Annotated in this window: 21 protein-coding genes; 17 read left to right on the top strand and 4 right to left on the bottom strand. The window is 71.3% G+C overall.

What is annotated here, in order from left to right:
* Together ACZ7L5_RS39555 and ACZ7L5_RS39550 are read left to right on the top strand one after the other, a co-directional pair.
* On the top strand, positions 1-494 hold a 494-nt coding region (locus ACZ7L5_RS39555; protein WP_471523278.1), incomplete at its 5' end, for an acyl-CoA carboxylase biotin carboxyl carrier protein subunit.
* A gap of 212 nt (positions 495-706) precedes the next feature.
* Positions 707-1,255 (top strand): TetR/AcrR family transcriptional regulator, encoded by a 549-nt coding sequence (locus ACZ7L5_RS39550; protein WP_471523276.1) that lies wholly within the window; start codon positions 707-709, stop codon positions 1,253-1,255.
* Between the two features lie 118 nt (positions 1,256-1,373).
* On the opposite strand, the gene ACZ7L5_RS39545 is transcribed toward ACZ7L5_RS39550, so the two are convergent.
* Together ACZ7L5_RS39545 and ACZ7L5_RS39540 are read right to left on the bottom strand one after the other, a co-directional pair.
* A complete protein-coding gene (locus tag ACZ7L5_RS39545; RefSeq protein WP_471523274.1) occupies positions 1,374-2,330 on the bottom strand; it encodes a DeoR/GlpR family DNA-binding transcription regulator in 957 nt (318 codons plus the stop codon).
* A gap of 178 nt (positions 2,331-2,508) precedes the next feature.
* On the bottom strand, positions 2,509-3,957 hold the full coding sequence (locus tag ACZ7L5_RS39540) for an NAD(P)H-quinone dehydrogenase (RefSeq protein ID WP_328879679.1): 1,449 nt from the start codon (positions 3,955-3,957) through the stop codon (positions 2,509-2,511).
* Positions 3,958-4,053: 96 nt separating this feature from the next.
* Between ACZ7L5_RS39540 and ACZ7L5_RS39535 the strand changes: the two genes are divergently transcribed.
* The 6 genes from ACZ7L5_RS39535 to ACZ7L5_RS39510 all read left to right on the top strand — a co-directional run bounded on the left by ACZ7L5_RS39535 (position 4,054) and on the right by ACZ7L5_RS39510 (position 9,096).
* A complete protein-coding gene (locus tag ACZ7L5_RS39535; RefSeq protein WP_328879680.1) occupies positions 4,054-4,491 on the top strand; it encodes a gamma-glutamylcyclotransferase family protein in 438 nt (145 codons plus the stop codon).
* A 50-nt stretch (positions 4,492-4,541) separates the two neighbouring features.
* On the top strand, positions 4,542-4,820 hold the full coding sequence (locus tag ACZ7L5_RS39530) for a type II toxin-antitoxin system RelE family toxin (protein WP_365061143.1): 279 nt from the start codon (positions 4,542-4,544) through the stop codon (positions 4,818-4,820).
* A 122-nt stretch (positions 4,821-4,942) separates the two neighbouring features.
* Complete coding sequence (locus ACZ7L5_RS39525; protein WP_362385168.1) at positions 4,943-5,767, top strand: purine-nucleoside phosphorylase; 825 nt, start codon at positions 4,943-4,945, stop codon at positions 5,765-5,767.
* 211 nt (positions 5,768-5,978) lie between these two features.
* Positions 5,979-7,625, top strand: a complete 1,647-nt coding sequence (locus ACZ7L5_RS39520) for a phospho-sugar mutase (protein WP_471523272.1) — start codon at positions 5,979-5,981, stop codon at positions 7,623-7,625.
* 126 nt (positions 7,626-7,751) lie between these two features.
* Positions 7,752-8,420: a hypothetical protein gene (locus ACZ7L5_RS39515; RefSeq protein WP_471523270.1), complete on the top strand. Its 669-nt coding sequence runs from the start codon at positions 7,752-7,754 to the stop codon at positions 8,418-8,420.
* 118 nt (positions 8,421-8,538) lie between these two features.
* A complete protein-coding gene (locus ACZ7L5_RS39510; RefSeq protein ID WP_471523268.1) occupies positions 8,539-9,096 on the top strand; it encodes a hypothetical protein in 558 nt (185 codons plus the stop codon).
* Here the strand turns inward: ACZ7L5_RS39510 and ACZ7L5_RS39505 are convergent.
* Positions 9,050-9,751, bottom strand: coding sequence for a PH domain-containing protein (locus ACZ7L5_RS39505; protein ID WP_471523266.1), 702 nt, complete (start codon positions 9,749-9,751; stop codon positions 9,050-9,052). The genes ACZ7L5_RS39510 and ACZ7L5_RS39505 overlap by 47 nt on opposite strands.
* A 213-nt stretch (positions 9,752-9,964) precedes the next feature.
* Between ACZ7L5_RS39505 and deoC the strand changes: the two genes are divergently transcribed.
* The 5 genes from deoC to ACZ7L5_RS39480 all read left to right on the top strand — a co-directional run bounded on the left by deoC (position 9,965) and on the right by ACZ7L5_RS39480 (position 14,559).
* Positions 9,965-10,933: a deoxyribose-phosphate aldolase gene (deoC, locus tag ACZ7L5_RS39500; RefSeq protein WP_471523264.1), complete on the top strand. Its 969-nt coding sequence runs from the start codon at positions 9,965-9,967 to the stop codon at positions 10,931-10,933.
* A gap of 5 nt (positions 10,934-10,938) precedes the next feature.
* Complete coding sequence (locus ACZ7L5_RS39495; RefSeq protein WP_471523262.1) at positions 10,939-12,396, top strand: aldehyde dehydrogenase family protein; 1,458 nt, start codon at positions 10,939-10,941, stop codon at positions 12,394-12,396.
* Complete coding sequence (locus ACZ7L5_RS39490; RefSeq protein WP_471523260.1) at positions 12,397-13,317, top strand: aldehyde dehydrogenase family protein; 921 nt, start codon at positions 12,397-12,399, stop codon at positions 13,315-13,317.
* A 189-nt stretch (positions 13,318-13,506) separates the two neighbouring features.
* A complete protein-coding gene (locus ACZ7L5_RS39485; protein WP_471523258.1) occupies positions 13,507-14,142 on the top strand; it encodes a uridine kinase family protein in 636 nt (211 codons plus the stop codon).
* Between the two features lie 60 nt (positions 14,143-14,202).
* A complete protein-coding gene (locus ACZ7L5_RS39480) occupies positions 14,203-14,559 on the top strand; it encodes a DUF6281 family protein (protein ID WP_471523256.1) in 357 nt (118 codons plus the stop codon).
* 197 nt (positions 14,560-14,756) lie between these two features.
* Here the strand turns inward: ACZ7L5_RS39480 and ACZ7L5_RS39475 are convergent, their stop codons facing one another.
* Entirely contained in the window at positions 14,757-15,503 is a 747-nt protein-coding gene (locus ACZ7L5_RS39475; protein ID WP_365067756.1) for a SigE family RNA polymerase sigma factor, read from the bottom strand.
* A 268-nt stretch (positions 15,504-15,771) separates the two neighbouring features.
* Between ACZ7L5_RS39475 and afsQ1 the strand changes: the two genes are divergently transcribed.
* From afsQ1 to ACZ7L5_RS39455, 4 genes are all read left to right on the top strand, one after another.
* Positions 15,772-16,449, top strand: coding sequence for a two-component system response regulator AfsQ1 (gene afsQ1, locus ACZ7L5_RS39470; protein WP_031477770.1), 678 nt, complete (start codon positions 15,772-15,774; stop codon positions 16,447-16,449).
* Positions 16,446-18,032: a HAMP domain-containing sensor histidine kinase gene (locus ACZ7L5_RS39465; RefSeq protein ID WP_328879688.1), complete on the top strand. Its 1,587-nt coding sequence runs from the start codon at positions 16,446-16,448 to the stop codon at positions 18,030-18,032. Before afsQ1 ends, ACZ7L5_RS39465 begins: the two co-directional genes overlap by 4 nt.
* Complete coding sequence (locus tag ACZ7L5_RS39460; RefSeq protein ID WP_471523254.1) at positions 18,032-18,649, top strand: hypothetical protein; 618 nt, start codon at positions 18,032-18,034, stop codon at positions 18,647-18,649. The genes ACZ7L5_RS39465 and ACZ7L5_RS39460 overlap by 1 nt, the downstream gene beginning before the upstream one ends.
* 313 nt (positions 18,650-18,962) lie before the next feature.
* Positions 18,963-19,514: a VanZ family protein gene (locus tag ACZ7L5_RS39455; RefSeq protein ID WP_328879690.1), complete on the top strand. Its 552-nt coding sequence runs from the start codon at positions 18,963-18,965 to the stop codon at positions 19,512-19,514.
* Positions 19,515-19,521 lie beyond the last annotated feature (7 nt).

The raw sequence follows: 19,521 nt of genomic DNA, 5'->3' as shown, positions 1-19,521 counted from the left end.
CCTTCGCGCCGGAACTGACCGGCTCCAGCGACCCGTTCACGGTCCACACCCGCTGGATCGAGACCGAGTTCGTCAACGAGATCAAGCCCTTCGCCGCCCCCGCAGACGCGGAGGCGGACGAGGAAACCGGCCGCGAGACGGTCGTGGTGGAGGTCGGCGGCAAGCGCCTGGAGGTCTCCCTCCCGTCCTCGCTCGGCATGAGCCTGGCCCGCACCGGCCTGGCCGCCGGGGCCAAGCCCAAGCGCCGCGCGGCCAAGAAGTCCGGCCCCGCCGCCTCCGGCGACACCCTCGCCTCCCCGATGCAGGGCACCATCGTCAAGGTCGCCGTCGAGGAAGGCCAGGAGGTCAAGGAAGGCGACCTCATCGTCGTACTCGAAGCGATGAAGATGGAACAGCCGCTCAACGCCCACAGGTCCGGCACCATCAAGGGCCTGTCGGCCGAGGTCGGCGCGTCGCTCACGTCCGGCGCGCCCATCTGCGAGATCAAGGACTGACACACCCGGCTCAAGCCTTACGGCATCCGAGGCGCCCGGCGGACTGGAACGCACAGTCCGCCGGGCGCCTCGTCGCAGCCGGGCGCGATGGCATCCTGGAGGCACGCCAAGGGCGCGTGAGAGGGCAGGTGGGAGTCATGGTGGGCGCGACCTCGCGCGAGAGTGCGGGGAACTCAGGCACGGCGGCGACACCGCCGGCACAGCCGCGTGCCATGCGCGCCGATGCCCGCCGCAACCATGAGCGCCTGCTTGCCGAGGCCAGGTCCGCCTTCGCCGCCCACGGCACGGACGCGTCGCTGGAGGACGTGGCCCGCCGCGCGGGCGTCGGGATCGGGACGTTGTACCGCCACTTCCCCAACCGTGACGCCCTGTTGAGCGCGGTCTTCGAGGACGCCGTCGGCGACCTGCTGACCCGGTCCCGCGAACTCCTGCACGCCCCGGAGCCCTGCGCGGCCCTGGTGACCTGGCTGCGCGAGATGGTCACCCACGCCGGCGAGTACCGCGGCCTGGCCAGGTCCCTGATGTCCGTCTCGTACGACAACACCTCGGCCCTGGCCCAGTGCAGCGGCCCGATCAGGGAGGCGGGCGGAGCGCTGCTGGCACGGGCTCAGGAGTCGGGTGCCGTGAGGCCGGACGTCTCGATCAGCGACCTGCTCCAGCTGACCCACGCGATCGCGCTGGCAGCGGAGGAGACGCCGGGAGACCCGGACCTGGCGGACAGATTGCTGCACTTGACGCTGCGCGGCTTGAAAGGCACCTGAGGGCAGCCGACCCAAGGGGCGCGGCTGTATCGATTTGCGGCTCCGCCGCGTGGGCGCGACCAGCCACACACAACCGGCACTCGCGCACCTACACGAACCCCTACGCGAATAGGCGAACCTAGCGCCGCCGCAGATCCGCGACCCGGGCCCGCTCACGTTCCCGCTCCGCCCCCTGATCCCCCAGCACCGCCGCGGCCGACCGCAACCCCGCGGCACCGCCCGGCACCTGACCCCGCCGTGGCCCCGGCAAGGCGCGCCGCCGCGCCGGGACCTCGTCACCCCCCGGGTTCCCGGTCGCCCCGGCCACGGCGATCTGCACCCCCTGGTCGGCCAGGGCCTGGAGCTCGGTGTGGGCGCGGTCGTCATGGGCCGGCGGCTCGTCGGTGACCAGCCGGGTGATGACGTCCGTGGGCACCGTCTGGAACATCGTGTCCGTGCCGAGCTTGGTGTGGTCGGCGAGGACGACGACCTCCGCGGCCGCCTGGACGAGGGCCCGGTCGACGGAGGCCGAGAGCATGTTGGACGTGGACAGGCCGCGCTCGGCGGTCAGGCCGCTCCCGGAGAGGAAGGCCCGCGACACCCGCAGCCCCTGCAGGGACTGCTCGGCACCGCTGCCCACCAGGGCGTAGTTGGACCCGCGGAGCGTCCCGCCGGTCATCACGACCTCGACCCGGTTGGCATGGGCCAACGCCTGCGCCACCAGGAGGGAATTGGTGACGACGGTCAGTCCGGGCACCCGGGCGAGCCGGCGGGCCAGCTCCTGTGTGGTGGTTCCCGCCCCGACGACGATTGCCTCGCCCTCTTCCACGAAATTCGCGGCGAGGTCGGCGATGGCCGTCTTCTCGGCGGTCGCGAGATGTGACTTCTGCGGAAAGCCGGACTCCCGCGTGAACCCGCCCGGCAATACCGCACCGCCGTGCCGGCGGTCGAGGAGTCCTTCTGCCTCCAGTGCGCGCACGTCCCGCCGTACGGTCACTTCGGAGGTCTGGACGACGCGGGCGAGCTCACGGAGCGACACGGCCCCGTTCGCTCGCACCATTTCGAGGATCAATTGGCGACGTTCTGCAGCGAACACGAAACTGACAGTAACCCCAACGACCGTCTGCTTTCAGCAGTTTGCGCCGAATAACAGAAGTTGTTCGCACGCGAGGGCAAGGAGTGGTATAGGGCCTAGTCCCGGCGCCTATGCCGCACGCATGCTCGACAACTCCCTGTGACCAGCGGGGAATCGGTTCCGGCCGCTCGGGTTCGCCCTAGAGTTCGCCGCCCGACTTCCGGGTGTGGAGCTGTCGTGCCACCTCGGCGATCGACCCCGAAAGAGAGGGGTACACGGTGAAGGCGTTCGCGATCTGTTCGACCGTCAGATTGTTGTCGACCGCGATCGAGATCGGATGGATCAGTTCCGAGGCGCGCGGGGAGACGACCACGCCGCCGACCACGATGCCCGTGCCCGGACGGCAGAAGATCTTGACGAAGCCGTCCCGGATGCCCTGCATCTTCGCGCGCGGGTTGCGCAGGAGGGGGAGCTTGACGACCCGGGCGTCGATCTTGCCGCCGTCGACGTCCGCCTGGGTGTAGCCGACGGTGGCGATCTCGGGGTCGGTGAAGACGTTGGACGAGACCGTCTTCAGGTTCAGCGGGGCCACCGCGTCGCCGAGGAAGTGGTACATGGCGATACGTCCCTGCATCGCCGCGACCGACGCGAGGGCGAAGACTCCGGTCACGTCACCGGCCGCGTACACGCCGGGGGCCGTCGTCCGGGACACCTTGTCGGTCCAGATGTGCCCGGACTCGCGCAGCTTGACGCCGGCCTCCTCCAGGCCCATGCCCTCGGAGTTCGGGATGGCGCCGACGGCCATGAGGCAGTGGCTGCCGCTGATGACGCGGCCGTCGGCGAGGGTGACCTCGACGCGGTCGCCGACCCGCTTGGCGGCGGCGGCACGCGAGCGGGCCATGACATTCATGCCGCGGCGCCGGAAGACGTCCTCGAGGACGGCGGCGGCGTCCGGGTCCTCACCCGGCAGCACGCGGTCCCGGGACGACACGAGGGTGACCCGCGAGCCGAGCGCCTGGTAGGCGCCGGCAAACTCGGCGCCGGTGACACCGGAGCCGACCACGATGAGTTCCTCGGGCAGCTCGGTGAGGTCGTAGACCTGGGTCCAGTTGAGGATGCGCTCGCCGTCGGGCTGGGCGTCGGGCAGCTCGCGCGGGTGACCGCCGGTGGCGATGAGGACGGCGTCCGCGGTGAGGGTCTCCTCGGTGCCGTCGGCGGCACGGACGACGACCTTGCGCGAGCCGTCGAGGCCCTGCATGCCCTCCAGCCGGCCGCGGCCGCGCAGGACCCGGGCGCCGGCGCGCGTGACGGAGGCGGTGATGTCGTGGGACTGCGCGAGTGCGAGCCGCTTGACACGCCGGTTGACCTTGCCCAGGTCCACACCGACGACACGCGCGGGGGTGTCGATGTGCGGGGTGTCGTCGGCGACGATGATCCCCAGCTCCTCGTACGAGGAGTCGAAGGTGGTCATCACCTCGGCCGTGGCGATGAGAGTCTTCGACGGCACGCAGTCGGTGAGCACCGACGCCCCGCCCAGACCGTCGCAGTCGACGACGGTCACCTCCGCGCCGAGCTGGGCGGCCACCAGGGCCGCCTCGTATCCGCCGGGTCCGCCACCGATGATCACGATCCGAGTCACGTACTCCATTGTCCCGCACGCACCACCGTGGTACTGCCTGGGGGCCCGCCCGAGACACCACCGTTACGGGAGGGGCACAGGATTCACCTGCCGTACCCTCTCCCCATGTCGCTCTACGCCGCGTACGCCGGCAATCTCGACGCGCGGCTGATGACGCGCCGCGCCCCGCACTCGCCGCTGCGCGCCACCGGCTGGCTGAACGGGTGGCGACTGACGTTCGGGGGCGAGCAGCTCGGCTGGGACGGCGCGCTGGCCACGCTCGTCGAGGAACCCGGCGAGCAGGTCTTCGTCGCGCTGTACGACGTCGCCCCGATGGACGAGGACTCCCTGGACCGCTGGGAGGGCGTCGGTCTCGGCATATACCGCCGACTGCGGGTGCGCGTGCACACGCTGGAGGGCGAGGAGTCGGCGTGGGTGTACGTGCTGAACGCGTACGAGGGCGGGCTGCCGTCCGCGCGGTATCTCGGCGAGGTCGCGGACGCGGCGGAGTCGGCCGGCGCGCCACACGATTACGTGATGGAGCTGCGGAAGCGCCCCTGCTGACGGAGGGCGACTTCTAGACTGGGTGAATCGGCCCATCATCGGGAGAACTCATGGCCCCCACCACGTATGACGTCTACTACACGGTGCAGGCCGCCGAGGCCCGTGACCGGCTCGACGACAGGCAGCGCAACGCGTTCGACAAGGGCATCGCGCTGCTGGCCCGCGATCCGTTCCTCTCGGTGTCACGGCCCATAAGCTCCACGGGCGACGACCGAACGATCCGGCTCACGCAGAACGTCCTCGTGGAGTACACGGTCAGCCGCGGCCGGCTGTTGATCTTCATCGTGGAGGTCTTCAACGACAAGGACGTTCTCATTCCCGAGGACTGAGCGCGCCGGGTGAGCGTGCCGCTTGCCGGTGCGGTCTTCGTTGGAAACGACAAGACAACGATCGCCATCCCGTGAGCTCTGTCATCTACGCGCGTAGGCCCAAACCGGCTACCCTCAGTCGCGTGAACGCATCTCTTCTTCCGGACGACATCCAGGGCGACCCCCACGCCGCCGCCGACGCCGCCGCCGCGCGCCTGCGCGAACTCACGGGCGCCGAGACCCACGACGTCGCCCTCGTGATGGGCTCCGGCTGGGCTCCGGCCGTGGACGCCCTCGGCGAACCCGAGGCCGAGTTCCAGGTCACCGAGCTGCCGGGATTTCCCCCGCCGGCGGTGGAAGGGCACGGCGGCAAGATCCGCTCGTACCGGATCGGCAACAAGCGTGCGCTGGTCTTCCTGGGCCGTACGCACTACTACGAGGGCCGCGGGGTTGCCGCCGTCGCGCACGGGGTGCGTACCGCGGTGGCCGCCGGCTGCAAGACGGTCGTCCTCACCAACGGGTGCGGAGGTCTGCGCGAGGGCATGCGTCCCGGGCAGCCGGTCCTGATCAGCGACCACATCAACCTCACGGCCACGTCCCCGATCATCGGCGCGAACTTCGTCGACCTCACGGACCTGTACTCGCCGCGGCTGCGGGCGCTGTGCAAGGAGATCGACCCCTCCCTGGAGGAGGGCGTCTACGCCCAGTTCCCCGGGCCGCACTACGAGACGCCGGCGGAGATCCGGATGGCTCGGGTCATCGGGGCCGATCTGGTGGGTATGTCGACGGTGCTCGAAGCCATCGCTGCGCGTGAGGCGGGGGCAGAGGTGCTGGGGATCTCGCTGGTGACGAACCTTGCGGCGGGGATGACGGGGGAGCCGCTGAACCATGAGGAGGTTCTGCAGGCCGGGCGGGACTCGGCCACGCAGATGGGGTCGCTGCTGGCGCAGGTGCTGGGGCGTCTGTAGGGCGTTCTCTTCGCCCCCGCCGCCCCTACCCGTCCCGTCCCGGAGGGGCTGGCTTTTCAGCCCGTCCGGCGTTTGAGGACGAGGCCATTCAGGCCGAAGCGGGGGTCTGGGGGCGGCAGCCCCCAGGTACGGGACGGGCAGGGGCGGCGGGGGCGAGAACCATCCCACCCCCAGCCACCCTCCCCACCACAAGAACGAGAGGTTGACCGACGTGCACGACGATCTCATCGCCCGGGCCCAGGCGTGGCTCGCCGAGGATCCGGACCCGGAGACCCGCGACGAGCTCGCCAAGCTCATCGACGCCGCGGACGTCGAGGAACTCGCCGCGCGCTTCAGCGGCACCCTCCAGTTCGGCACCGCGGGCCTGCGGGGCGAGCTCGGCGCCGGCCCGATGCGCATGAACCGCACGGTCGTCATCCGCGCCGCGGCCGGCCTCGCCGCGTACCTGAAGAAGCAGGGCCACGAGGGCGGTCTCGTCGTCATCGGCTACGACGCCCGCCACAAGTCGGAGGACTTCGCCCGGGACACGGCCGCCGTGATGACGGGCGCGGGCCTGCGCGCCGCCGTACTGCCCCGCCCGCTCCCCACCCCGGTCCTCGCGTACGCGATAAGGCACCTCGGCGCGGTCGCCGGAGTCGAGGTCACCGCCAGCCACAACCCGCCGCGTGACAACGGCTACAAGGTCTATCTCGGCGACGGCTCCCAGATCGTCCCGCCCGCGGACATCGACATCGCGCAGGAGATCGCCGCGGTGCCGTCCCTCACCGTCGTCCCCCGCCCCACGGAGGGCTGGGAGACCCTGGACGACAGCGTCCTGGACGCCTACCTCGCCCGCACGGACGCGGTCCTGTCCCCCGACTCGCCGCGCACCGCCCGCACCGTCTACACGGCGATGCACGGTGTCGGCAAGGACGTCCTCCTCGCCGCCTTCGAGCGGGCCGGCTTCCCCGCCCCCGCCCTCGTCGCCGAGCAGGCCGAGCCCGACCCGGACTTCCCCACCGTCGCCTTCCCCAACCCGGAAGAGCCCGGCGCGATGGACCTGGCCTTCGCCAAGGCCCGCAAGACCGCCCCCGACCTCGTCATCGCCAACGACCCCGACGCCGACCGCTGCGCCGTGGCCGTGCGGGCCGGGGACGGGGACGGAGGCGACGAGTGGCGGATGCTGCGGGGGGATGAAGTCGGCGCCCTGCTCGCCGCCCACCTCGTCGGCCGTGGAGCCCGCGGCACCTTCGCGGAGTCCATCGTCTCCTCCTCCCTCCTCGGCCGTATCGCCGAGAAGGCGGGGCTGCCGTACGAGGAGACCCTCACCGGCTTCAAGTGGATCGCCCGCGTCGAAGGTCTGCGCTACGGCTACGAGGAGGCCCTCGGCTACTGCGTCGACCCCGAGGGGGTACGCGACAAGGACGGCATCACCGCCGCCCTGCTGATCACCGAGCTGGCGTCCGTCCTGAAGGCCGAGGGCCGCACGCTCCTCGACCTCCTCGACGACCTCGCCGTGACCCACGGCCTGCACGCCACCGACCAGCTCTCGGTGCGCGTCCAGGACCTGTCGGTCATCGCCGACGCCATGCGGCAGTTGCGCGAGCAGCCGCCGACCGAGCTCGCCGGGCTGGCCATCACCCGCGCCGAGGACCTCACCCAGGGCACGGACACCCTCCCGCCCACCGACGGTCTGCGCTACACGCTCGATGGCGCCCGCGTCATCGTCCGTCCCAGCGGCACGGAGCCCAAGCTGAAGTGCTACCTGGAGGTCGTCGTCCCGGTCGCCACCCACGCCGACCTCCCGGCCGCCCGCGCCGAGGCGGCCGAGCGCCTGGCGACGATCAAGCGGGATCTGTCGGCGGCGGCCGGCATCTGAGCCGTACGAGTACGCAACGTTCTCGTCGTTCGCGAAGGGGTGCCCCCATTCGGAGGCACCCCTTCGGGCGATTTCCTCGTGGTGGTTGACCCGGGCTCCATGCCCGGCCCCGGCGCACGGACAAGGGTGGACGGGCAAGCGCGTCACCGAGTTGCCTGGAGCCGCCGCCGTGTCCACGACCGTCCGGCCGGCACCCCGAGCGACCCCACCGCCGCCCACGGCGAGGCGCGGTCCGGCTCCCCGCCCCCACGGGGGCGCCCCGGAACCCTGCACGCCCTGCGGTACGCGGCCCCCGCCCTCCTCGCCTACCTCGTCGTACGGGGCACGGGCCTGCTGGTGCTCACGGTCTGGGCGCACCGGCAGCGGCACGGAGTCTGGCCGATCCTGGCGGCGCAGTGGGATGCCGACTGGCACCTCGGGATCGCCGAGCACGGGTACGCGCGCGGGCTCGGCACCGCGTACAACGCCAACAACCTCGCCTTCTTCCCGCTCCACCCGGTGCTGGTGAAGGGGGTCGCGGCGGTCACGCCGGGCACCCTCGCCAGTACCGGTCTCGCCCTCGCCGTCTTCGCCTCCCTCGTTGCCGCGTGGGGCGTCTTCGCGGTCGGGGACCGGCTGCACGGGCGCCGGGTCGGCGTCCTCCTCACGGTCCTGTGGGCCGCGCTGCCGGTCGGGCTCGTGCAGTGGATGGGCTACACCGAGTCCCTGTTCACTGCTCTCGCGGCCTGGTCGCTGTACCCGTGCTCACCGGCCGCCTCCTCGCCGCCGCCTGGCTCGCGGTGCTCGCGGGCCTGACCCGCCCGACCGGCGTCGCGGTGGCGGCCGCCGTCACGGTGGCGGCCCTGCTCGCACTGCGCCGCCGCTTCCGTCTGCGTACCCTCGCGGCCGCCACCGCGATCGCGCCGCTCGGCTGGTGCGGATACGTCGGCTGGGTGGGCTGCGCGTGGGCCGCTGGGACGGATACTTCGCCGTGCAGCGGCTGTGGCGCAACGAGTTGGACGGCGGCCGCGAGACCCTGCGTCCGATGCGGCAGTTGCTGGTGCACGACCGGATGCCGGAGCTGGTCCGGGTGGTCGTGACGCTCACGCTGATCGCGTCGGTCGTGCTGTTCGGGCTGTCGGTGCGGGACCGGCAGCCGGTGCCGCTGCTGGTCTTCACGGCCGTTCTGCCGGCGATCGTCCTGGGCAGCGGCGGGGTCTACTTTCCCCGCGCCCGGTTCCTCCTGCCCGCTTTTCCCCTTCTGCTCCCCCTCGCCCTGCATCTGGTCCTGCCGCCGCCACCGCATGCTGGTCCTCGCGGCGGCGGTCACCGGCTCCGCCTACTGCGGGGCGTACATGGCACTCGTGTATCCGGGCGCCCCCTGAGCATCAACGCGGGCCGGTTCCCGCGGGTTGGCGCCCCCGTCACTGCTCGGACCCGGCACGTCAGGCCGTCGCCAGCAGAATCGCCAGCAGCACGGCCCCGGCGATGACCGGACCCGCCACCTCGTACGCCCACCGCACGGTGACCTCACCCTGCGAGGACTCCAGCTTCTCCCGCTGCTCCAGCAGTTCCCGCAATTCGTCCATGACCTTGTCGGTCTCGGCACGCGCCGGGCCGTCCATGTCGACATCGCCTCGCGGCGCCCCGAACCCGAGCCCGCCGAATCCCATGCCCCCGCCGCCGCGCCCACCGCGCTCACCCCGCGCGGCAGCGCTCCGCTCCGCCGCCGACCGGGCCGAACGCCGTGCCGCCTTCTTGCGGGCTCGCAGCGAGACCGGTACCGCCCAGAGCTGGAACTTGGTGCCGGACTTGTCGACGACCTCGTTCGAGTAGCCGGACCGCAGTGCGGCGATCTGGCCCCACGGGAGCACGATCACGCGCAGCGGGTTGCGGACGCGCAGCCGGTCCTCGTTGGCGTAGACGGCGGGCCTCAGCGTGAACGCGGACACCAGCGGCACGATCAGGATCAGCGCCGCGAGCGCCACCCACTGGGTGCGGCCCTCGCCCCGGACCAGGGCGTCGATGCCCAGCCAGAGGGCGATTCCGAGCAGCGCGACGCCGCCGATCATGCCCATGGGCGAGCGGTAGACGCGGTCCTTCGACGCGGGGGCCGGGGTGGGGGGCTGGTGCTCCGGGGTCGTCATGGGGCCGATTCTGCCGTATGCCTGCCGGCGGCTTGACGGGGCGCCTCCTCGCCGTGGGGGCGGGCCGGCGGGGGCGGGTGGTGGGTGGTGGGTGGTGGGTGGTGGGTGGTGGGTGGTGGGTGGTTGCGCGGGCAGTTCCCCGCGCCCCTTGGGTCGGACAGATGCCCGTCCCTCGGGGTGTACAGCCGCTACGCGCGTAGATATGCTCGTCTGGTGACCATGCCCACCAATGCACCCACCGCAGCTCACGCCCTTACGGACGTCACCGCGTCCGACAGTACGCTGCGCCGCTTCCTTCACGGGCTGCCCGGCGTCGACGCGGTCGGCCTGGAGGCGCGCGCCGCGTCCCTCGGTACCCGTTCCATCAAGACGACCGCCAAGGCGTACGCCATCGACCTCGCCATCTCGATGGTCGACCTGACGACGCTGGAAGGCGCGGACACCCCGGGCAAGGTCCGGGCGCTCGGCGCCAAGGCGGTCCACCCCGACCCGAGCGACCGGACGACCCCGGGGACAGCGGCCGTCTGCGTCTATCCCGACATGGTGGCCACCGCCAAGGAGGCCGTCGCCGGCTCCTCGGTCAAGGTCGCCTCGGTCGCCACCGCCTTCCCGGCCGGGCGCGCCGCCCTCGGTGTGAAGCTGGCTGACGTCCGGGACGCCGTCGCCGCCGGTGCGGACGAGATCGACATGGTCATCGACCGCGGGGCGTTCCTCGCGGGGAACTACATGAAGGTGTACGACGAGATCGTCGCCGTGAAGGAGGCCTGCGGGACGTCTGCCCGCCTCAAGGTCATCTTCGAGACCGGCGAGCTGTCGACGTACGACAACATCCGGCGCGCGAGCTGGCTCGGCATGCTGGCGGGCGCCGACTTCATCAAGACGTCCACCGGCAAGGTCGCCGTCAACGCCACCCCCGCGAACACCCTGCTTATGCTGGAAGCGGTGCGCGACTTCCGCGCCCAGACCGGCATCCAGGTGGGTGTGAAGCCGGCCGGCGGGATCAGGACGACCAAGGACGCCGTCAAGTTCCTCGTCCTGGTCAACGAGACCGCCGGCGAGGACTGGCTGGACAACCACTGGTTCCGCTTCGGCGCCTCCTCGCTCCTGAACGACCTGCTGATGCAGCGTCAGAAGCTGGCCACCGGCCGCTACTCCGGCCCCGACTACGTGACGGTGGACTGATCACCATGGCATCGGTATTCGAATACGCACCGGCCCCCGAGTCCCGCTCGACCGTCGACATCGCGCCGTCGTACGGCCTGTTCATCGACGGCGAGTTCGTGGAGGCAGCGGACGGCAAGGTCTTCAAGACCGTCTCCCCGTCCACCGAGGAGGTCCTCGCCGAGATCGCCCAGGCCGGCGAGGCGGACGTGGACCGCGCCGTGAAGGCCGCCCGCAAGGCCTTCGTGAAGTGGTCGGCGCTGCCCGGCTCCGAGCGCGCGAAGTACCTGTTCCGCATCGCCCGGATCATCCAGGAGCGCAGCCGTGAGCTGGCCGTCCTGGAGACGCTGGACAACGGCAAGCCGATCAAGGAGACCCGCGACGCCGACCTCCCCCTGGTCGCCGCGCACTTCTTCTACTACGCGGGCTGGGCCGACAAGCTGGAGCACGCCGGTTTCGGCGCGAGCCCGGCGCCCCTCGGCGTGGCCGGCCAGGTCATCCCCTGGAACTTCCCGCTGCTGATGCTGGCGTGGAAGATCGCCCCGGCGCTGGCGACCGGCAACACGGTCGTGCTGAAGCCGGCCGAGACCACCCCGCTGTCGGCCCTGTTCTTCGCGGACATCTGCCGCCAGGCGGGCCTGCCCAAGGGCGTCGTCAACATCCTCCCCGGCTACGGCGACAGCGGCGCCGCGCTCGTCGCGCACCCGGACGTCAACAAGGTCGCCTTCACGGGATCGACGGCGGTCGGCAAGGAGATCGCGCGGACCGTCGCCGGCACCCACAAGAAGGTCACCCTGGAGCTGGGCGGCAAGGGCGCCAACATCGTCTTCGACGACGCCCCGATCGACCAGGCGGTGGAGGGGATCGTCAACGGCATCTTCTTCAACCAGGGCCAGGTCTGCTGCGCCGGCAGCCGGCTGCTGGTCCAGGAGTCGATCCAGGACGAGCTGCTGGAGTCGCTGAAGCGTCGCCTCTCCACGCTCCGCCTCGGCGACCCGCTCGACAAGAACACCGACATCGGCGCGATCAACTCCGAGGAACAGCTCACCCGCATCACCTCGCTCGTCGAGCAGGGCGAGGCGGAGGGCGCCGAGCGCTGGTCGCCGGCCTGCGAACTCCCCGAGAGCGGCTACTGGTTCGCCCCGACGCTCTTCACGAACGTCACCCAGGCGCACCGGATCGCCCGCGACGAGATCTTCGGCCCGGTCCTGTCGGTCCTGACCTTCCGCACGCCGGACGAGGCAGTCGCCAAGGCCAACAACAGCGCGTACGGCCTGTCGGCGGGCATCTGGACGGAGAAGGGGTCGCGGATCCTCGCCGTCGCGAACAAGCTCCGCGCGGGCGTCATCTGGTCCAACACGTTCAACAAGTTCGACCCGACCTCGCCGTTCGGCGGCTACAAGGAGTCGGGCTTCGGCCGCGAGGGCGGCCGCCACGGCCTGGAGGCGTACCTCGCCCCGTCGAGCCCGGAGGGCGAGCGATAAATGAGCACAGTTGAGAAGAACGACAAGACCGAGCGCGCCGAGCGGCTCTCCGTCTTCAAGACCTACAAGCTGTACGTCGGCGGGAAGTTCCCGCGTTCCGAGAGCGGCCGGGTGTACGAGGTGACGGACTCGAAGGGCAACTGGCTGGCGAATGTCCCCCTGTCCTCCCGCAAGGACGCCCGTGACGCGGTGGTCGCCGCGCGCAAGGCGTTCGGCGGGTGGTCCGGCGCGACGGCGTACAACCGCGGCCAGATCCTCTACCGCATCGCGGAGATGCTGGAGGGCCGCCGCGAGCAGTACGTCCGCGAAGTCGCCGACGCCGAGGGCCTGTCGAAGTCGAAGGCGGCGGCGCAGGTCGACGCGGCGATCGACCGGTGGGTCTGGTACGCGGGCTGGACGGACAAGATCGCCCAGGTGGTCGGCGGCGGGAACCCGGTCGCGGGCCCGTTCTTCAATATCTCCTCCCCCGAGCCGACCGGCGTGGTGGCCGTCCTGGCCCCGCAGGAGTCGTCCTTCCTGGGCCTGGTCTCGGTGCTGGCCCCGGTGATCGCGACGGGCAACACGGCGATCGTGGTGGCGTCCGAGAAGTCCCCGCTGCCCGCGCTGTCCCTGGGCGAGGTCCTGGCCACGTCCGACCTGCCGGGCGGCATCGTCAACGTGCTGTCGGGCCGTACGGCGGAGATCGCGACGCCGCTGGCCGCGCACCAGGACGTCAACGCGATCGACCTGGCCGGCGCCGACGAGGTGCTGGCGAAGGAACTGGAGATCGCGGCGGCCGACAACCTGAAGCGCGTCCTGCGTCCACAGCCTGTGGACGACTGGGCCGCCACCCCCGGCACCGACCGCATGACGGCGTTCCTGGAGACCAAGACGGTCTGGCACCCGACGGGTTCGCTGGGCGCGTCCGGCTCGTCGTACTGATCACCGGCACGACGGCCACCCAGACCGGAGAGCCGTGCCTCCCCTCCGTCCGGGGGAGGCACGGCTCTCTGCCCTGCCGCCGCGACGAGTTGTCAGGTGAACGCGCGAGGGCTGTGAGGTGTGACGCGCGCTGCAATTGCGGTACGCGGGGTCGTACGCGGGCCCTGCGATGCCTCAGACTGGTGTCCCGTGAGTTCCCATCCGCCCATACCGACGCGAGTCGTGCTGCTCTGCGGCCCTTCCGGCTCCGGCAAGTCCCTTCTCGCCGCCCACTCCGGTCTTCCGGTGCTGCGGCTCGACGACTTCTACAAAGAGGGTGACGACCCGACCCTGCCGCAGGTCCCCGGGAGCTCCGACATCGACTGGGACCACCCCGACTCGTGGGACGCGGACACGGCTGTCGCCGCGATCGCGGAACTGTGCCGCACGGGCCGTACGGGCGTTCCGCTGTACGACCTCTCGCTGAGCGCCCGCACGGGCGCGGAGACCGTCGACATCGGCCGTACCCCCCTCTTCATCGCGGAGGGCATCTTCGCGGCCGAGATCGTGACCCGGTGCCGGGAGCTCGGCCTCCTCGCCGACGCGCTGTGCCTGAGCCGCGGCCCCATGAAGACGTTCCGCCGCCGCTTCCTCCGCGACCTGCGAGAGGGCCGCAAGTCGGTCCCGTTCCTGCTCCGCCGCGGCTGGCGCCTGATGCGCCTGGAACGTTCGATCGTCGCCCACCAGACGTCCCTGGGCGCCCACGCCTGCGACAGGGACGAGGCCCTCGGCCGCCTCACCGCAGCAGCAGCGGGCCGCCGCCCGGCAGCGACGCCGGCCACCTGAACGCACAGGGCGCCCTGTCCGTCGTAGGACCGGAATGCGGTCCCCGCGGAAGGAAGCCCGATGCGCACTACTCTCCGGTCCGGCCGGCGTCTGCTCATGGCCGCGCTGCTCCTCGGCCCGGCTGTCGGCTGCACGGAAACGGGCGGCGCGGAGCCGGGCGGCGGGGCCGAGGCGTCCTGCGCGTACGTGGTGACGTACGCGAGCCGCTCCTACCAGGACGTCGCGAACACCGACTTCACCGTCGGGAAGAAGCTGGGCACCGCCACGATCCCGGCGTGCGACGACACCCCGAACGATCCCCCGGACGCCATCGGCGAGCAGCGGATCACCGCGTACGCGGTCGAGGGAACGGACCCGGCCGTCGCCATCGCCGTCGGTGACACTCCCGCCGGAGCGATCCTCATGAAGGCCCGCTGACCGCACACGAAAGAACGGGACTGGACGGACCCCCCGGCCCTCCAGCCCCGCTCTCGTCGTGCTCCCCCGAATCCCCCGTGGGAGCACTCCCCCGTGTTTCCCCCGTTGGTCCCCCGTGGGCCCCCCGGCCCCCGTGGGTCCCCCCACTTCCTACCGCTCCCCCGTTGCATCCCCCCGGATGCGGTCCCCCCGGACCTTCAGGCGACAAGCTCCCCGAAGGCGTCCTCCTCGTCACGGCCGAAGCTGAGGACCTCGTCCTCGCGCAGTCGGCGGAGCGACCGCCAGATGCTGGACTTCACCGTGCCGACACTGATGTCGAGGATGTCCGCGATCTCCGGGTCGGTGCGGCCCTCGTAGTAACGAAGGACCAGCATCGTCCGCTGGAGTTCGGGCAGCCGGGCCAGCGCCTGCCACAGGACCGCGCGCAGCTCGGTGCCGCGCATCGCGTCCGTGTCGCCGGGCGTCTCCGGCAGTTCCTCGGTCGGGTACTCGTTCAGCTTGCGGCGGCGCCACGCGCTGATGTGCAGGTTGGTCATCGTCCGCCGCAGGTAACCCCCGACGGCGGCCTTGTCACTGATCCGGTCCCAGGCCTTGTACGTCGAGAACAGTGCGCTCTGCAGCAGGTCCTCGGCCTCGAAGCGGTCACCGGTCAGGTGGTAGGCGGTTGCGTACAGGGAGGCGCGGCGCTCCTGGACGTAGGCGGTGAACTCCGCCTCCGACAGCGAGCGACGACGCTCCCCCGAGTCCTCCCTGTACGCGGCTCCCCCGTGCGTTTCCCCCGTGAAACCGTCAACCACCGTCATGTACGCGGTGTGCTGACGCCCGGTGCCGCGAGCGCACCCCCGCCCGCTCACGGCACCGGACTTCTCGGAACCCCGGCCCCCGTTCACGTCGTGCAGACGCGTGATCACTGCGCTGGTGCTGGTGCCGTGCAGCGTGTTCATCTCGCGCCCCCCGTCGTGGACTTCCGGTGTTCTGCTTGGTGCGGCTTGCTGTGTTGCGTCCTGCTGTCTTGCCTTGTGCCGAAAAGCTTGCCGGGGCACCTTCATCGCCGTGTCCGCCGACTGTCACAGACGTGTCACAGGGGCCTGTGTCCTGGGTCGCCCCCAGGCGGGCGACAGCGCCGACACAGTCATGAGCGCTACGTGCCCGTAGCCGTACAGCTCGTACAGGTGTCGAAAGACGACCCCCGCATGGGCCAGAATGAGCCCCGTGCCTTCCCTGTTGCTGATCGAGGACGACGACGCCATCCGTACGGCCCTGGAGCTCTCACTGACGCGCCAGGGACACCGGGTGGCCACCGCTGCCACCGGCGAGGACGGTCTGAAACTGCTGCGTGAGCAGCGGCCGGACCTGATCGTGCTGGATGTGATGCTGCCCGGCATCGACGGGTTCGAGGTGTGCCGGCGCATCCGGCGCACGGACCAGCTGCCGATCATTCTGCTGACCGCGCGCAGTGACGACATCGACGTCGTGGTCGGCCTGGAGTCCGGCGCGGACGACTATGTCGTCAAGCCGGTGCAGGGACGGGTGCTCGACGCCCGCATCCGGGCGGTGCTGCGACGCGGGGAGCGGGAGTCGAACGACGCCGCGACCTACGGCAGCCTGGTCATCGACCGTGCGGCGATGACCGTGACGAAGAACGGCGAGGACCTCCAGCTCACCCCGACCGAGCTGCGTCTGCTGCTCGAACTGAGCCGCCGCCCGGGCCAGGCCCTGTCCCGCCAGCAGCTGCTGCGCCTCGTCTGGGAGCACGACTACCTGGGCGACTCCCGCCTCGTGGACGCCTGCGTCCAGCGGCTGCGCGCCAAGGTCGAGGACGTCCCGTCGTCCCCCACGCTCATCCGTACCGTCCGTGGAGTCGGCTACCGCCTGGACGCGCCTCAGTGACAGACGTGCAGGGGGGATTCCGCGGCTGGGTCGCGGCTCGCAAGGGAGTGTGGTCGAGGCTGCGTTTCACCAGCCTGCGCCTGCGACTGGTGGTCGTCTTCGGCCTGGTGGCACTCACGGCCGCGGTATCGGCCTCCGGTATCGCCTACTGGCTCAACCGCGAGGCGGTGCTCACCCGCACCCAGGACGCGGTGCTGCGCGACTTCGAGCAGGAGATGCAGAACCGCGCGGGCCTGCTGCCCGAGGAGCCGACGCAGGACGAACTGCAGCACACCGCCGGGCAGATGGCCAACAGCAGCCAGCGCTTCAGCGTGCTGCTCGTCGCCCAGGACGCCGACGGCAAGCCCGCGTACGGCAACTCCGGCGGCCTGGACGGCTTCACGCTCGCGGACGTGCCCCAGTCGCTGCGCACGGCGGTGAACGAGAAACAGCAGGTCGACTCCTCCAACAAGGCCGAGTACCACCTGTACTGGCAGCGGATAGTCGCCGACGACACCCCCTACCTGGTCGCCGGCACGAAGGTGATCGGCGGCGGCCCCACCGGTTACATGCTCAAGTCCCTGGAGCCGGAGGCCAAGGACCTCAACTCCCTCGCCTGGTCGCTGGGCATCGCCACCGGCCTCGCGCTGATCGGCTCCGCGCTGCTCGCGCAGGCCGCCGCCACGACCGTACTGAAGCCGGTCCAACGCCTCGGTGCCGCCGCCCGCCGGCTCGGCGAGGGCAAGCTGGACACCCGCCTGCGCGTCTCCGGCACGGACGAACTGGCCGATCTTTCCCGGACGTTCAACAAGGCCGCCGAGGCGCTGGAGAAACGGGTCGCCGACATGGCCGGACGGGACGACGCGTCCCGCCGCTTCGTGGCCGACATGTCCCACGAACTGCGCACCCCCCTCACCGCGATCACCGCCGTGACGGAGGTGCTGGAGGAGGAGCTGGAGATGGAGACCGGCTCCATGGACCCGATGATCGAACCGGCCGTACGCCTGGTCGTCAGCGAGACCCGTCGCCTGAACGACCTCGTCGAGAACCTCATGGAGGTCACCCGCTTCGACGCGGGCACGGCCCGCCTGGTCATCGACCAGGTCGACCTCGCCGACCAGATCACGGCCTGCATCGACGCCCGCGCCTGGCTGGACGCCGTCGACCTGGACGCCGAGCGCGGCATCATGGCCCGCCTGGACCCGCGCCGCCTGGACGTCATCCTGGCCAACCTCATCGGCAACGCGCTCAAGCACGGCGGCTCGCCGGTGCGGGTCGCGGTCCAGGAGGCGGACGACTCGATCGTGATCGCCGTACGGGACCACGGCCCCGGCATCCCCGAGGACGTCCTCCCGCACGTCTTCGACCGCTTCTACAAGGCCAGCGCCTCCCGCCCCCGCTCCGAGGGCAGCGGCCTCGGCCTGTCCATCGCCCTGGAGAACGCCCACATCCACGGCGGCGAGATCACCGCCGCCAACTCCCCCGACGGCGGCGCGGTGTTCACCCTGCGCCTCCCCCGGGACGCATCGAACCTGACGGAACAGACGGACGCCAACGAGACCGACGGCAAGGCCTCCGACGGGCCGAAGAAGGGGGACGCCTGATGAAGGTACGCGGCCCGGCGGGCAGCCTTCTGGCCCTCTCCGCAGCGGCTGCCGCGCTGCTGACCGGGTGCGGCATCCGTTCCACGGAGGTGCCGACCAACTTCGGCCCCGCTCCCTCGCGCGTGCACTGCTCGCTCTCCGAACCGAACGTGTCGACGCAGGCCACGCGAGGCCTCCCGGTGCAGGTCTTCCTGCTCTGCGGGTCCCAACTGGTGGCCGTGGACCGAACGGTGCGGGTGTCGGACGGTACGGCGGACTCGGCGCGGCGCGTGCTGGTGGCACAGGGACTGCTCGACGAGCTGGAGGCAACGCCGTCGGCCGCCGAGAAGGAGGCCGGCTACACCACCGACGTCCGCGGCGCCATGGAAGCGAGCGGCCCGCACCCCGGCGACCCCGACGAGACCCTGCGCCTGAGCACACCCCTCAACGACCTCACCTCGTACGCCCTCGCCCAGATCGTCTGCACGTTCTCGGACTCGACGGCCGCCGAGGGCGACGGCTCGGTGATCCTGGGCGGCCCCGGAGCCGCCCCCCCGCGCCGCTACGAGTGCACGGACGAGGTCCGCACCCGCCCCGGCAGCAACGAGCCCCCGTCAACGGAGATCACAGACAACTGACGGCGAACTGACGGCGAAAGCCCCCCGTCGCACCCGGCGGCAAGGGGACGCGTCGGGCGGTTGTCCGCCGCAGTGGCCGGCGTCAAGAAACGGCACCACCCTGCCCGGCCCCGCCGTCCGAGGACGGAAACCCCCCCGGCGCGGCCCCGACCCCCACCACACCCGCAGGCCGCTACGCGCACCCCCACCCGCCCCGCCCAGGCCGCCGCAGGCATCGCGCCACACCCACCGCCGGAGGCCCGTGTGGCGGACGCCTCACCCCGGTAAGCCCCCTCCCGGAACCGATCCTGCCGGGGGGCGCGTCTAGGGGGGCGTGCAGCGTCAAGGCTCCATCGGCGGCAGCGCCGAGATCCGCATCCGTGCGACTGGGGGTGTTCTCCTGGTCGCGCACCTCGCGTTCGTCGCCTGGCTCACGCTGCGCCCTCTGGACGTCCCCTGGGTGATGCCGCCCAACCTGCGGCCGTTCGCGGGGATCAGAGCCGATCTGGCGCTGGGCTGGCAGCAGGGCGCCCGGCACATCGCCGAGGGTCTTGCCCTGCTCGCGCCGCTGGGCGTGCTGATCCCGATGGCACACGGCAGGATCAACGCCTCCCCGCTGGGCTCCCTGGTCCGAGCGGTCGCCGCAGGCGCCCTGATCTCGCTGGGCATCGAACTGCTGCAGACCGGCGTGCCCGGCCAGATCGTCGACATCGACTCGCTGTTGCTGAACACCGTGGGTGTGGCCCTGGCGCACGCGGCGATCGTCCCCGCGTCCCGCGCCTGGCTCCGCCGCAGGTCCGAGCGCACAGACCGGGCGCCGGTCCCCCAGGAGGAGCCTTCTCAGGGTCGGACCCCGACGATTCCAAGGGTCGGGATAGCTCCATAGAGTGACG

This window comes from Streptomyces sp. NPDC107528 (assembly GCF_055639295.1).
Note: the sequence above shows the minus strand (reverse complement) of the source record. Positions and strands in the feature narration are given on the sequence as shown.

Excerpts from the sequence above, each read along its gene's own strand:
- ACZ7L5_RS39550 (WP_471523276.1), top strand. The coding sequence starts at position 707 with ATGCGCGCCGATGCCCGCCGCAACCATGAGCGCCTGCTTGCCGAGGCC.
- ACZ7L5_RS39540 (WP_328879679.1), bottom strand. The coding sequence starts at position 3,957 with ATGGAGTACGTGACTCGGATCGTGATCATCGGTGGCGGACCCGGCGGA.
- ACZ7L5_RS39535 (WP_328879680.1), top strand. The coding sequence starts at position 4,054 with ATGTCGCTCTACGCCGCGTACGCCGGCAATCTCGACGCGCGGCTGATG.
- ACZ7L5_RS39530 (WP_365061143.1), top strand. The coding sequence starts at position 4,542 with ATGGCCCCCACCACGTATGACGTCTACTACACGGTGCAGGCCGCCGAG.
- ACZ7L5_RS39505 (WP_471523266.1), bottom strand. The coding sequence starts at position 9,751 with ATGACGACCCCGGAGCACCAGCCCCCCACCCCGGCCCCCGCGTCGAAG.
- ACZ7L5_RS39495 (WP_471523262.1), top strand. The coding sequence starts at position 10,939 with ATGGCATCGGTATTCGAATACGCACCGGCCCCCGAGTCCCGCTCGACC.
- ACZ7L5_RS39490 (WP_471523260.1), top strand. The coding sequence starts at position 12,397 with ATGAGCACAGTTGAGAAGAACGACAAGACCGAGCGCGCCGAGCGGCTC.
- ACZ7L5_RS39480 (WP_471523256.1), top strand. The coding sequence starts at position 14,203 with ATGCGCACTACTCTCCGGTCCGGCCGGCGTCTGCTCATGGCCGCGCTG.
- ACZ7L5_RS39475 (WP_365067756.1), bottom strand. The coding sequence starts at position 15,503 with ATGAACACGCTGCACGGCACCAGCACCAGCGCAGTGATCACGCGTCTG.
- ACZ7L5_RS39460 (WP_471523254.1), top strand. The coding sequence starts at position 18,032 with ATGAAGGTACGCGGCCCGGCGGGCAGCCTTCTGGCCCTCTCCGCAGCG.